Annotated in this window: 12 protein-coding genes and 1 riboswitch; of the genes, 9 read left to right on the plus strand and 3 right to left on the minus strand. The window is 41.9% G+C overall.

Features of this window, described 5'->3' with window-relative positions:
* The first annotated feature begins 362 nt into the window (after positions 1 to 362).
* The 9 genes from MHN81_RS05960 to MHN81_RS06000 all read left to right on the plus strand — a co-directional run bounded on the left by MHN81_RS05960 (position 363) and on the right by MHN81_RS06000 (position 6938).
* On the plus strand, positions 363 to 782 hold the full coding sequence (locus MHN81_RS05960; protein WP_239425268.1) for a hypothetical protein: 420 nt from the start codon (positions 363 to 365) through the stop codon (positions 780 to 782).
* A gap of 676 nt (positions 783 to 1458) precedes the next feature.
* Complete coding sequence (locus MHN81_RS05965) at positions 1459 to 1653, plus strand: hypothetical protein (protein ID WP_239425269.1); 195 nt, start codon at positions 1459 to 1461, stop codon at positions 1651 to 1653.
* A 149-nt stretch (positions 1654 to 1802) separates the two neighbouring features.
* A complete protein-coding gene (locus MHN81_RS05970; protein WP_239425270.1) occupies positions 1803 to 2393 on the plus strand; it encodes a class I SAM-dependent methyltransferase in 591 nt (196 codons plus the stop codon).
* 714 nt (positions 2394 to 3107) lie between these two features.
* The gene (locus MHN81_RS05975; protein WP_239425271.1) at positions 3108 to 3626 is read left to right on the plus strand and encodes a hypothetical protein; all 519 of its coding nucleotides are present in this window, start codon (positions 3108 to 3110) and stop codon (positions 3624 to 3626) included.
* A 235-nt stretch (positions 3627 to 3861) separates the two neighbouring features.
* Complete coding sequence (locus MHN81_RS05980; RefSeq protein WP_023398071.1) at positions 3862 to 4455, plus strand: Crp/Fnr family transcriptional regulator; 594 nt, start codon at positions 3862 to 3864, stop codon at positions 4453 to 4455.
* Between the two features lie 175 nt (positions 4456 to 4630).
* Entirely contained in the window at positions 4631 to 5071 is a 441-nt protein-coding gene (locus MHN81_RS05985) for a hydrogenase (RefSeq protein ID WP_239425272.1), read from the plus strand.
* A gap of 130 nt (positions 5072 to 5201) precedes the next feature.
* The gene (locus MHN81_RS05990; RefSeq protein WP_239425273.1) at positions 5202 to 5726 is read left to right on the plus strand and encodes a GNAT family N-acetyltransferase; all 525 of its coding nucleotides are present in this window, start codon (positions 5202 to 5204) and stop codon (positions 5724 to 5726) included.
* 76 nt (positions 5727 to 5802) lie between these two features.
* Positions 5803 to 6279 carry a hypothetical protein gene (locus MHN81_RS05995; protein ID WP_239425274.1) on the plus strand — a complete coding sequence of 159 codons (477 nt, stop codon included), beginning with the start codon at positions 5803 to 5805 and terminating at the stop codon, positions 6277 to 6279.
* Positions 6280 to 6605: 326 nt separating this feature from the next.
* Positions 6606 to 6938, plus strand: coding sequence for a hypothetical protein (locus MHN81_RS06000; protein ID WP_239425275.1), 333 nt, complete (start codon positions 6606 to 6608; stop codon positions 6936 to 6938).
* A 528-nt stretch (positions 6939 to 7466) separates the two neighbouring features.
* Here MHN81_RS06000 and MHN81_RS06005 read toward each other — a convergent pair.
* Genes MHN81_RS06005 through MHN81_RS06015 form a run of 3 tightly spaced genes read right to left on the minus strand, consistent with a single transcriptional unit; the run spans position 7467 to position 13702 of the window.
* Positions 7467 to 8693, minus strand: coding sequence for a DUF1552 domain-containing protein (locus MHN81_RS06005; RefSeq protein WP_239425276.1), 1227 nt, complete (start codon positions 8691 to 8693; stop codon positions 7467 to 7469).
* Between the two features lie 29 nt (positions 8694 to 8722).
* Positions 8723 to 11893 (minus strand): DUF1592 domain-containing protein, encoded by a 3171-nt coding sequence (locus MHN81_RS06010; RefSeq protein ID WP_239425277.1) that lies wholly within the window; start codon positions 11891 to 11893, stop codon positions 8723 to 8725.
* A gap of 12 nt (positions 11894 to 11905) precedes the next feature.
* Positions 11906 to 13702 (minus strand): cellulose binding domain-containing protein, encoded by a 1797-nt coding sequence (locus MHN81_RS06015; RefSeq protein WP_239425278.1) that lies wholly within the window; start codon positions 13700 to 13702, stop codon positions 11906 to 11908.
* A 231-nt stretch (positions 13703 to 13933) separates the two neighbouring features.
* A riboswitch (cyclic di-GMP riboswitch) is annotated at positions 13934 to 14016 on the minus strand.
* Between the last annotated feature and the right edge of the window lie 246 nt (positions 14017 to 14262).

Here is a 14262-nt window from a genome sequence, read left to right on the forward strand (position 1 = left end):
TTGCCAAGGTCAGGCGCTAAGCACGCTAGCCTTTGGCAATTCTCTCTTGTAATCAACGCTGTTTCTTTAAGGAGGAAGCAGGGGGGTAGTTAGTTTGATTCTCTCAATTGCTATTGTCTACATTCCCAAAAAGTGATTGAAAAGGTGCCAAGGTCAGTTTGGCAAAGAATATACGTAGCGATTAAGAGCGGGGTTGTTTTTTTAAGCATGTGCTAAAGTTATTGCTAAAGCTGCAAACATGTAAAAATCGCATTAAAGCGGCCCATATATAGGCTTATTGTGTCGGTACAAGGCCGAAAATACGAGCACGTGTTAAAAAAGACACCTTATCTGTGCGCAGTGTACCTTAGGATAGATAACTTATGAGTCAAACGTCAGGATGGGACATCTTAGCCTCGCTTGCAACTTTTGGACAATTCCTAGTTGCTTGCTGGGTTGGTTGGTATGGATACAGAAAATACTTGTCTGATGAAAATATAGAAGCCTCTGATGAAAGGATTGAAATTTTCTCTACAGCGAAACAATCTACAGAGTTGAGAGTTACAGATCGTGGGTTGGAGTGCCATATTCATGATATACGTGATGGCCGCGGAGGGCACCAATGGACATTAACTAAAAATCAAGCAACTCCCGTTCAAGTTACTTCCGCCGCAACATCTTCTCAGTCAGGTAAGCTTCGAATTGGACCAAGGCATGGTTGGCTATATTCTCACAAGCTTTGGCCAGATCCAAAAGCTTTGGAGCAGCGTATTATCAAACTAATAGAAAGTATCGGTGAATAACAAACACTTCAAGATGGGGGGCAAAAAATTGGTTTATTGAATCAATTGATCAGTGCTTTAAACCAGATGGTATTTTTCTAAAAATAACAATCTGGGTATATTACAGCTTGGTATTCCTAATATAATCAGTTCAAATATTGGTCAGATTTATGCTTTTAATGGCGATGGGTTGTATTGGCATACAAAGTGCCACCATACCAAAACGTTGTTTGTTTTGCGTTCATCTTAAAAGCTATCACAAGCTGTTCAAGTGAGATTGATAATGACTGGCTCAGTTTCGCTTCGTTACACAGTTTATCCAAACATTATCAGACCTTGGGTGGGGGCTAAGTATACACAGAGCTCTCGTTGATACTGATATCTGCAATTTTTGAATTTGCAATTACTTGGCGACTACACAAATTTATTTTTAGGGATAAACAACACTAAATAGATTGTATCTGTTTATTTGTCAGGCTAGAGTGGGTGAGTGTATACGGAAATACGCTTTGGCAGGATATGTGGTCACAGCTAATTATTTGGGTGCGTTGTCTGTGGGACTTGTTATTACTGACTAGTTCAATCTCGTATACCCAAAAGTTAGCAAAATAGTTAGCGAAACATAGTTGGTTTACTCCAACGTTGCCAAATTTAATTTGCGAATTTTAGTAAGATGTTAGTTGCTTAAGGAGTTCAAATGGGTAATTGCGATAAAAATAATCAAACTCAAAAGAATCCGGTCGTATTTGGCCTTGGTATAGGGGTTGCTATTGGTTCAGGGATAGGTGTAGCTCTTGGAAATTTAGCGTTAGGTGTTGGAGTCGGTATTGCGATTGGTGCCGCTTTGGTCTTAGAGCAAAAGAAAAAACAGGGAAAAGGTAACGAAAAGTAGAGGTGTAATCAGCGGCTAACAAGACAGTTAAACAAAAGCGCCGATCGCCGATAGTGCTGCTTCGTCGCTAAATTTAGCCAAACCTTTTTCACCTACAAAGCGGGTGTTCTATTTCAAATTAATCATTTGAATTACTTCAAGGAGATTTTATGTGGGATGAACGTTACGACACAGATGAATATGCATATGGTATTGAGCCGAATAACTTCTTAAGGGAGCAATTCAAGATGCTTCCAAAAGGAAGAATTTTGAGTCTGGCAGAGGGAGAAGGACGAAATGCGATATTTCTAGCAAAACAAGGCTACTGTGTTACAGCTGTAGATAGCTCCACCGTTGGTTTGGAGAAAGCCAAAAAACTCGCGAAAGCAAATAATGTATCAATTGAATGTATCCATGCAGACCTTAGTGAATTTAATTTCGGAGAAGACTGTTGGGATGGCATTATTTCGATATTCTGCCCACTACCTTCAAAGCTTCGTGAATTAGTGCACTTTAAAGTTGAGTCAGGCTTGCGGCTCGGCGGCGTTTTTCTTACTGAATCGTATACACCTAATCAGCTCCAATATGGCACTGGTGGCGGTGATTGTATAGATACTATGCAGACGAAAGAATCGCTGACCAAAGAATTTAAGCGGCTAAAGTTCAGTCACCTTATCGAAACTGAAAGAGATGTCATTGAAGGTACTTTCCACACTGGTCTTGCCTCAGTAGTTCAAGCAATAGGAAAAAAATGTATATAACATGCCCACTTTTGGTTACTTTCAGGAGGCCCTCCGCTTCTGGTGGACGGTTGAAGACAATTTGTTAGGCTTGCAATGAGATATGGCTGACTCCGACGCGATAGAGAATTTCAAGGAAGTTTGTAGACAAAAATTTAAAGGGGTTGCCAATCGAATTGGCTTGAAGGAAGTTGTATCACCCAAACGTAAAAATGAAAACCTTAGCTTATTTACACACAGCTTGATGGCAAAAAAAGATGGCTTCCCTATTAAATATACAAAAGGAAAATCGCGAATAGTAAAGTGCGCAAACTTAACAAGCACATTAGTAAATGTTTATCTGAAGCATAGTCGCATTCATTATCGCTAAATTTTGTAAACTTAAGCTACCCATTATGCGGGTGTTATATACCCAAGAGTAATCATTGAATTTAGTGCCTAAGAGTTTGAAGTAAGCTTTTAAAGCTCAACGTCAAGAATGCGCGCAGGGCGGGGTTATTGGCTTTCAACTAAGGGGGAGTTATCGGCCCTAAAAATGATTTGCACGAAAGTTATGATTTAATGCAAGTAACCACCAGATTGAATTACGGTCAAAACTATTTTGAGCCCGCAGGTAGGTTAGTGTATAACAACTTAATTAAAAAATGGACTAACAAAGCTTGGCTTAGTTTGTGTGCTACCTATTTTAGCCAAGTTTGATTAGCGATACATGCGGGCATTAGGGTTACTATTCAAATGAGAGTTTTGCTTTTAATTCTTTCCATAATTTTCTCATTCAAGATAAACGCAAGTAATAATGAGCGCCTTACCCTTAGTGAATGTAGGTTTTCCATCGCAATAAGCGATGATTGGCATCTAGTGTCGAATCCTTCTAAGAAAAATAAATGCCAGCTAGAAATTCAAAACCCTAAAATAAATGGGAGTTTAACAGTGGCACTTGGATACGATGAATTTCTGAAAGTTGCTAGCGAAAATGGGTTCGATTACTTCAATAATTCATGGGTTTCATTGGGAAGACAAAGTACCTTTGATAAAGCTACGTTCATAAGGTTTACCCATTGGGAAGGTCTGAAAGGAACAATGGCGATTGGGTGTCATAACGAAACCGGCGGTTATGTAGGAATGTGTCCTTACGAGACGGCAGTTCTTAGAGAGTCAGATACGCCTGATGGCGCGGTCTTGATAATTAAAGGCAGGGCTGAAGAGTCGAGATACCTTGAAGAAATTTATAAAACATTAGCTCCAGAGTATTAGTAGATAAAATAGATTCAGCTAAATTTTGCTTCTTATCGCGGCGTTAAATTTGGAAGGATACACTTGAAGGTTTTTTATGTCAGATAAGTAAAAGTCATCTTTAATGATACTTTTAATTTGGTGTTGTACAAGTATTTCGAACATCGCACTTTACTTGACTATATTAATTTACTGTTTAACGCAATACAATAAATCGAACAAGTAATGGGCGTTATATTTAAAAGATTATAGGTATATGAAATACTTTAAGAAAATGATCGAGAATTATATCCCAGTCAATGATAATGAGTGGGCTGATGCGTGCGCAATATTTGACGTAAAACATGTCAAAAAGGGAACGCGGGTACATCATGCTGGCGAAGTATTTAGTGAGATATGGTTTATTAAACGTGGCTTAGCGAGATCATTTTTAAATGATATGAATGGTAAAGAACATACTTGGCAGCTCTATTTTCGCGGAAAAAGCAAACATGGTTTAAACCACTTTATGGACGATAGTGTCAGCTTTTACGAAAAAACAGGGTCAATGCTCAATTTTGAGACTCTAGAAGATTCGGTTTTTTATGTAACGTCTTTGGAAGCACTTGATAAGTTTATATCACAAGATAAAAAATGGGGGCGTTTAGCAAGAATATGGATGCATAACACTTATTATTCGGCTACATACAAGCGTGTCCTGTCTCTCATGTCAGAGACTGCTGCCCAAAGGTATGACCGTTTACTTGATGAATACCCATTTATATTTAACCAAGTTAAGTCATATCACATCGCTTCGTATCTTGGTGTCGCTCCCCAAACATTGAGTAAATTAAAAAATGAATCTAGGTGAATGAATTTTAGGATTCCGCTGTTTACCATGTGTTTTTTCTATGGAGGAGATGAACAGTGAATACCTTTAAAAAATTTAGAAACCAGCAGGGACAAAGTTCCCAGCTTTACATCCGAAACGCCAGAAACGTAACTATCGCCAATGTGCCGAGTGTCATGTGTAGGTATGGAGCATCATGATGGAGCTGACTCAAATAGGCGCACAACTGATCTTTATTGGGACTGTCTTTTTTCTTTTCGGTTTAATACAAGGAGCCCTGATACCGTCTGTGAAAAACTCCCGAATGGCTCTTTCTGGTCATTTGACTGCTGTCCAGTGCGCAATAGCACTGGTTATCTTTGGTGTTATCTGGTCGCTGGTAGAACTGCCTTTATCTTTAGATATTTTTGTGGCTTATGGCAGTGCATTGGGGTTCATACTTATTTGGCTTGGGATAACTATTGCGTCTGTGACTGGTGCGAGTAAAGCACTTCCAATCGCTGGCGCTGGATTTTCAGCTACTGTTACTACCGAGCTTATGGTTAAGATTATGGTACGCACGGGGTCACTGCTATCACTTATTGCCTGCAGTTTGTTGGTTCTTGGGTTATTTCCAATACTTTGGCAGTCGCAATAAATGCATAACGAAGTCATTCAACCGGCCTCTTTACATCTCGATTTTTGGGTTTGGCACAAGCGCCAGTCTAACCTCAAGAACACTCTGAACGTCGTCTGTGGATGGCGGCGTAATACATTCAAGGAATCGTATGATATTTAAAAAAATAGAAGAAATACATTGGAATAGAATTATAGAAATTCAGGATGAATCTTATCGAGAGATTGGCACTGAAGAATTAGATGTACTCAAAAGTAAAAATGCGGCATCTCCTGACACCTGCTTTGTATGTGTGTCAAAAAGTGGAGTGGTGCTCGGGTATTTGTTAGCCCACCCATGGCGTGGAACTTCCCCTCCCAAGTTGTTTGAACCTTTACCAAATATTACAGACTGTGAGTATTTATATCTTCATGATATGGCTATAAGCCCTCAATCGAAGGGGCAAGGAATTGGTCGAGCGGCGGCCTTAAAATTGATTGAAGTAGCAAGAAATAAAGGAATGAACAAAGTAATGTTAGTAGCGGTACAAGGCTCTGAAAGTTTTTGGGCGACAATTGGGTTTCAAGAGGTTAAAGGCGTCAGTATATGTTCTAGTTATGGCGAAAAAGCGCAATTAATGGAGAAAGTGTTAGCTGTATCAATGGGGTCAGTGTATCAATGGGGTCAGAGTCGTTGATTTCGCGCCGCTTACATTATAGCTAAGCAAAATTAGCATTTTAACAGAGGTGCTATGCTCAATTAGGGAGTTGATATTGAAAACAGAATTGATTGTTGAAGGATTAGAGAATTTTTATGATCTTTGGTCTTGCGGTGTTTCAGGTAATGCGCTCGAAGTGGCGAGAAAGATATCGGAAATCGAAATATGTGACCTTCAATTAGCAAAGAAAATAATTAAAGAGCCGGTTCACCTTAGAATTGAACTTGGACTGGATATGGCTCTGGATGAAAAACACTACTTTGAACGTACGGGACTAAAATGCAAGCTTGTTCATGTGGGCCCAGATTTACTTAATCAATATAGCGCTAGTGAAACTGAAAAATTTATTATTGATGCTGTTGGCTGCATCCAGAATGCCAATATTCGAGAAACTAAGAAGGGGACATTTAGCTTATTTTCAAATGATGAATTAGTTGAGGTAGAGTATGAAGAAGATAACTTTTTTCTCTATTTAGCATCTCTACGTTATTTGGCGCTTAAAAATAAAGTGGGGAGCATAACAAAGCGGTAAACTTTCCCTATCAATGGGGTCAGAGTCGTTGATTTGAATGCGGAAATACCAATATTTGGTCAGTGCCGATTATGTTATAAATAATAATCAACAGCCACCTTTTTTCTATCCATACATGAGTACTGGCTACTTTTTTTGCGTTTAAGCATGTTATTTGGTTTTGCATAGCATTACTTACCATCAGCTAGGAGTGTAACTGCTCCATTTTTTGTTCGATGGAACGATAATATTAGACTCGTAATTTAAAGCGCTCTGTCGGAATTTATTAAGATTATATAGACGAGAATATACAACTAGGTATTTTATCAGTTAAAGGAGATTATTCCATGGGAGATGATACCACTTTTTTTATCATTTACTCAGCTTTTCACGGAGCTGCGAGTGTATTAGGTGTAGCAAGTATTGTAATTGCCTTCGTAGCAGCATACAAATTTAGTAAGGTTAAGCAATTACCTTGGGGAAATGTCTTACTTTACTCCTTAGTAGTATCCCTTGGGCTTTCAGTTGCGGAGTGGGTAACGATCGACTTATTTTTGGAACCTTCTGCTGAAAGGGTTGTATTAGCGGAGAGTATATTTCTCTTTATATTGACCATCCCTTATTTGGTGGGTTGTATTGCATTGTATAAGATTGCTGGTCATCTAAACCAAAACAAATAATAAAGCGCCAAGTAGCTTCCTCTAGACAGTGTTGTTACTACGCGTAATGGCCCTTTGTGTTTACATTCAAGTTACTAAAAAGGTTGAACTATATTGAAGTTTTTTGTTCTATCTCTAACTCTGATTTCGATAGTGTCAAATGCCCAAGAAAAGCAAAATACAGGCTTTAAAAAATGTTGGTAGTGCTTGTTTGCAAGAACCGACATGGCCTTACGAAAGTATCACCGATATTTGTGTGTCTTTGAGCTAAATTCCGTGAGCCCTTTCTTTCCAGAAAACCGGCGCATGGAGGTTATAAAGAACTTTGTTAAGTCTCAAAGCTCGAATTGTGAAGTATCTAACGGTATTGAAATGACGGACCCAAAGGATGATATTGATCATGCTATGTTTTTGATTGTCTACCGTATCAGTTGTGTTTAAAACAGGCCTTACCTGGTAAGACAAACAGCCGATGTTAGTTTTAAACTAGGTTTAACCAAAACAAAAGTATAAGCCCCCAAATAAAGGGGCTTATACGGTAATTATCTCCTAAACAATAATCCCTGGGATCTCCTTTCCAAAGCCAAGGTCAACGCCGCAGGCCTTTGCTGCGGTATGAAGTACATCATGTTGGTTGTAACCTGAGCCCATATTACTGACTACGCCCCGGTTTATACGTGCACCGCCACCTGCTATCAAGTAAGAACAGGGGTTTGCAGAGTGTTTATCTGCATGTCCCATATCCGAAGTTTCTAAAACGACTGTGCTATCGAGTATGCCTGCTGCTTTTAGCTTTTGGATCAAGTACGCACTTAAGCTACCTAGGTGGCTGCGCATTTCGGTATAGTAGGGGTAGTTAGGTTGGCCGTTGCTCCCGCCATGTATTGCATTATGATAGTGGCCTTGGAAATTCAGCTCGGGAATACGAAATTCCGCTTGGTGGTTACCAAACGCCAGAGATACAGAGCTGGTCAAATTGCATTGTAAGGCTGCCACGGCAATATCAGCCTGTAAGCGTGCCTGTTGACTGAATGTATCAAAGGTCAAAGGGAATTCAGTACTATCTGGAGCAATACCGCAAGACACGCCGCCATATAAGTCATCTAAGCGGCGCTGGGTATCTGAGATCGCATCGAGGTGGTCATTCATCCTTTGCACCTCATAACCTGCGAGCCTGTTTTTAATCGCATTGGCAGCCGACATGTGTGCATTCATGATAGGCGTTTTACTGTTGCTGCCTTGTGCACTGCCAAACACCATTTTAAATACGGTGAAAGGGTTCTCCTGGAATGGCAAATGATTACGGTTGTCTTTGGTTAACTGCCCTTGGCCATTGCTGTGAACGCCCAAATTTAGATAACGAAATGGTAGGTTTGGACCTAACGCATTCCCCATTGTGACGTCATAACTGTCACTGCCCCAATTTTGAGCAAGCAGGATTGGCATTCGACCATGTCCCGCGTTGGAATGTGACATGTTGACCATAAAGTTACATTCGGTTTTGACTGGTTCATAGCCTGCAGACATCACGCCTAACTGCATGCTTTCACCACTTCCCGTTGGGTTCCAAAGTGATGATATTGATCCTCCGGGTATATAAATTGATACGGTTTTATTCGGTAGCCCAGCGTTCTGCGCGTCCGCATCTCTTGCGTATAGCAAACCAGATACTAATGGCGAAGTACGGATCAGGGCGGTAGAAATCCCCGATGCCATAAACACTTTTAATAGTCTACGGCGCGACATCATCATGTTATTTAAATGTTCATCTTTCATTTTATTAACCTTCTGTATTGTGACCCGCACTATTCATTTCTGGACCAAGCCTTGCGATAGCGCACAGACTTTAATGAACCAAACTTTTCTAACATGGCTCTTGGGCTATTTTGCATCATGGCGTTAGTGAGTGTGTCTATTTCGCACATGTAACCGATTTGTTCTGTTTCGGATAAGCGCTTATCTTCTTCGCTGGTTGGGTCGACTGAATCGTGACCAACCCCCATAACGTAGCGGAACATTTGTTGTGGTAGGCAGCTTTGAGCGGAAGATAGATCAGCGATCACAGCACCTAATTGTTTAGCGCCATTAAATGGAATTGATTCACTGACTTCTGCGTATTTCTCAGGCGCGAAGAGGGTACCCGATGCATCTATCGTATTGCCATTATTATCGGTACTTCTCACTTTGCCCACCGCGTCAAAGTCTTCCATTCCGAATCCCATCGGGTTGATATACTTTTCGTGACAAGCAGAGCAAGGTTGGCCTTCTGTTAAGCTGTGATATTTAAGTTTGTTTGTGGTTGCTGGGTCTTGCAGCATATCAGACAGCTCAGCCAGTCTTTGCTCTCGGGCTTCAAAAGTCCCCGCTGGTGGATCAGGCTGATCTTGACATAGCATACGACGGCGCACCCGCACTGAGCGTAGGATAGGGTGAGACTCGGCAACTTCAGCCCAGCGAGACATAAATGCACCATTGGCTAATATGCCACCACGCTCTGTGGTATCTACCTTTTGCAACTCGTCACCAGTTACACCTGCTATATTGTAGTGCTCTGCCAATAATTGATTTACAAACGTGTAGTTAGCGGTATAAAGGGAGCTGAAACTTTCATTAGGCTGGGTCATGATGTATGAAAAGGTTTCACTCATCTCGGCCTTCATTGCCGGCACCAATGCAGCAAAACCTGGGTAGAAGTTTTGATCTTTGGTTGCAACTTCTAAATTTCCTGTGCCTAACCAGCTACCTACAAATTCTCCAAGCACAGATTTAGCACTTTCAGCAAGACGATTTGCATGGGCAATAATATTGGCTTCATCACGCAGCTCGTCACGCTCCGCGGCCTGCCAAAGTTGCTGATCAGGGGTTGAGCCAGTAAATGTGTAAGATAAGAATGTGGCCATCTCCCAAGATGTCAGTTCGAATGCGTCAGCATCTAGCTCTGAGTTATCTGGGTTGGGTTCTCCTAATTCATGACGATAGATAAATTGGGGTGAAGAGAGTAGCCCTTCTAAGGCGAGCTTCATACCCGCTTCAACATCTCCACCGTGGAAAAACCCAGTGGCTATCATTTTGTAATTTTGAGACTCCTCTTGCGTTAATGGACGGCGGAATATTTGCGGAGCCAGCTCGTTAACCAGGCTGTTAGCACAGTCTTCATCAATTGTTGAACAACTTAAAGCGGGAGAAAAGTTATTCTCAGCTACCCACTCTGATAGCTCTTCAGCCACTAACAAGTAATTACTGTAGTTAGATGGTTGCACACTGGCATGGGTATTGTTGATGAAAAAGCCGACTTGAGAGTCAGGGGATAAACCATCAGACACGGTAAAGTCTACACCTAGTAAGTCCTCGACCGTATTTTGGTACTCGGTTTGCGTTAATATCTTCAACTGTCTTGCCCCATATGCCACGGGGGCAATTCCTACATCACAGGTCAAAGGTGCTGGCCAAAGTGTTTGTAGATACGCAGCGATATCTGTTGCACATTGCTCATCACACGCACTTGGTGTGCCGTAAGGCATGGTGGTGACAATGGTGTCAATCAGGGTTTGTATATCTCGCTCAGTATCAAGGGCTGGAAATGAGCCCAAGCCGCCAGCTTCTGAGCCGTGACACCCTGCACACCCTGATTGATAAAGTTGCATACCTCGGGCAACGGGATCAGTTTGCGTGACAACCACACGCTCAATATTACTTGGCTCTGAAGGTACTGAGTTGTTGAGTGCAATCACTTTGTAATCAAACTCGCCCGACTCGGGCAAACCAGACTCAAAAAAGTTCGAGTTTGATGCCAGCTCGGCAGCGGTATGCCAGCGGCCATCAAGGCTTTTAAAACGAACCAGATAATCTGTCTCGTTATTGCTGTTGTCACGCCAATTCAATTGCGCTTTACCATCGATTGACAGCACGCTTGCGCTGAGCTCTGTCGGCGCAACAGGTATATCTGCCATCACAACTGGCTCAAAGCTGTCTTGCTCGGCAGACAAATAAGTGAGGTTAAAGTAGACAGGTACAGATTCACCAATGCCGGAGAGATTAGCGACAACACGTAAAGCTTCTATACCGTAATCCATATCAAAGCTTTTACTGTCGATGATAATAGGGGAAAGCGTGCTGACATTGACCTTGCCAGTAGCAAGTTTGACAACCAACACATCAAGGCTTAGCTGATGATTAACCCCATGTAAGCTCAAGTCACCAGTAATATTTTGAATGACAGGATGACCAATTTCCATGTTAGTTAAAAGCGCCGTGTCAATTTGAGCACTAAAATATGCAACGGGCAATAAATCCGTTTCAAACAATAGATCTAAAATTCGACTATTTCTGATATCTACACCAGTCGAGATGCTATTTAGATCGACTGCCAGTTTAACGTTTCCATCTGCGTCGATACTGCCAGACAGGGCCGGAGAGTCATCATTTTGCGTAATAAACTGATTGAGCTCCGCAACGTGATCTTTTTTTACGGACACATAACTCAGTGAAGAGGCTGTGCTATCGAGTTGCCACAAACCTGTTTCTGTCACTTCATCGGGTGGCGTTGTGGGCGCTGAGCTTGTGCAAATATCACCGGTTATAGTCATGGAGATGTTATCGGTTAAGCCATTTTTGTTGGCGACAAAACCCAAGCCAAATGACTGATTGGCATGGATAGTATGATTTTGTGACGTAATGGTACAACCCATGTCATTGCAGTCGAAATTGCCATTCCAGCTATTTTGCAGCGAAATGCCTTGATTCCACGTGAGCTCGATGGACCAATCATTAAAGCTTTGATCTGACTGATTTTCAATGACTATCTCAGCTTTAAAACCACTGTTCCAATTGTCTGGTATAGTGAAAGAGCACTGTGCAGCGTGAACCAAAGAGGCACAGGTCAGCAGGCTCACACTAGCTGCGAACTTGGCGATTTTGGGCGCGCTTGGCCAAATATCAGTCAAGGTAAAAAAGCGTGTTAAATTATTGCGTTTCATCTTCTTTCCCTCCTATTGCTGCGCTTCAAAAACGAGATTAAAGCTCACCGGCACGGCGTAACTGATCACAGATAAATTCGCCAGAGTTTTAAGCGTTTCAATGCCTGACTCCAAGCCAAAGTCTGTTGCGTCTAGTACGATTGGGGTTAGGCTTTGCACCAAAATTTTATTATTCGCAAGGCGTCGAATTACGACATTCGCGTTAACTTCTTTTATGACGCCTGAAAGATTTAGCGTGGCTGAGATAGATTGTTTTTCAGTGCTGCCAACAGGGAGTGCAACTAACGCAGCATAGTCAATAGAGAGTAGGGCTTCGGCGGTTGGGAATGACTCTGTATCGAATAAAAATTCTTTCATTCTGCCATCACGGGTATCGTTACCGGTATCAACACTGTTCAGATCAATGGCTAATCTTGCTACCCCTTCAGGTGTAATACTGCCGCTGATATTATTAAACGTGTGCGCTTCAACTAGGTGCTGTTTTTTAGTCGAGACAAAGTAAAGGCGAGAGCCTTGAGGGTTTAACACAAATGGTTTGCTTATGGGTGGTGTCTCTGGCGCTGATACTTGAATACTGATTGGGTCACTTACCGTACTAATTACCCCGTCACTGACTGTTAAAGTGACATTAAATACACCTTCTTCTTCATAAACATAGACAGGGCTTGGCTCGCTTGAAGTCTGTCCGTTGCCAAAGTTCCAGCTAAAAGTCAGGGGATCGCCGTCTAAATCTGAGGATTCACCGCTGTCAAAGCTTACCGATAAAGGGTAGTCACCTGCTACCACAGAGGCCGATGCAATCGCTGATGGCGCGTGATTAATATCGCCGTCTAGCGAGCATAAACCGCCGAGGGAAGGTGTGGTTGGGGTGTCATTTTCTTGCGCCTTTTGCGCATTAAAACCAAAATTTAAACTTTGACCAGGGTTGATTGTGCCATTGTAATTTTCATTGATTACTTCATAAGGGTTATTTCCACTGTGGCGACCATGCCAAACCCCAGTCAACTTGGTGTTATCTGAAAAAGCCATGAGCACTTTCCAGTTTGAAATGGCAACAGCTTCAGTATTGGTGATGGTAACTTTGCCACGAAAGCCTGAGATCCACTCTTGTTCAACTTCAAAAGTACATTGCGCTGACTCTGGCTGAGCGTCACTAATCGTGACTTGAATCGGAGCAGCGGGATAGTCTTTTGTACCATCACTGATAGTCAATAAAACAGAGTAAGCCCCAGCTTGCTCAAAGATATGCTGGGGGTTTATGTCATTTGAACTGTGTCCATCACCAAAATCCCAGCGATAACTTACATTGTCTGACGGTAAATTTGTCGCTTCGCTGGTAAAGTTGATTGTTGCGGGGGCTGCGCCTTGATTTTCAGACGCTGACGCCACAACCTTCACGTTGTCATTTTGTGAGCTTCCCTCACAAATACCAAATAACCTTGGTGTAGTAGCGTCCTGTCCGTCACTTTTTTTGACGTTAAAGCCAAACGATTTGGACGAACTCGGATTGATAGTGTTGTTCCAGCTCAGGTTTTTAAATTGATATGGACTGTTACCGCTCAGTTGGGCTCGCCAAGCATTATTGATTGACTCACCGTGAATAAATTCTAACCCCACTTCCCAGCCATTGATGGCGGACTCAGTGTTGTTATACACGGTAACTTCTGCGGTATAGCCACTTTGCCACTCATTTTTAACCTTGAACTCGCATTGCGCAGCCAAGCCGTGTATGGGATGTCCCAAAGCCATTAGGCAGAGACCGATTTTTAAAAATCGGTGCTGCTTGCTATTGTATCTATGTTGTCTCATGAAAATTCCCCGAAACATTGCCATTTGACATGTTATTTCCTTGCTGCTCATCGCTGAATAAGCGAACGACCAGATCTCACAGGCGGCAATAGCTAGCGCAATACTCAGGTATAATGAAAAACCAAGGGTTGGGGATATGACATGATATGCCATAGGCGTGAATACCGATCGGCTACGCAACGCGCATACAAACCAGAAGTATGCACATTGTCAGCAATATAAGCGTTGGCATTCAGCAACCCCGCTATCTTAGTTTTCACCTTAGACCGGAAGCTTTGCGTCCCTTTCTTTCAAAAGGTTTGCTATTTTAAGCCTGTTAAAGCAAGTTAGCTTAAAAGCGCAATAACCGCAAAGCCCCAACTGCAACTTTCACAGTATTTGCACATTTCGCTTCATAATGCTTTGTAAAGTCATACAAAATGCTCAGGATTGTTCTGATTAATTTATATAAATTAATGACTTGCTTTAAAGTGACAATGTGGATGCACAATTTGAGTTAAGGGGGCAATCCATGCTAGTTCACAGCGTCATTAGTCACATTCAGCGACTACATAAGAAAA

The organism is Pseudoalteromonas sp. Of7M-16 (genome assembly GCF_022347805.1).
In the GTDB taxonomy this organism is placed as follows: domain Bacteria; phylum Pseudomonadota; class Gammaproteobacteria; order Enterobacterales; family Alteromonadaceae; genus Pseudoalteromonas; species Pseudoalteromonas luteoviolacea_F.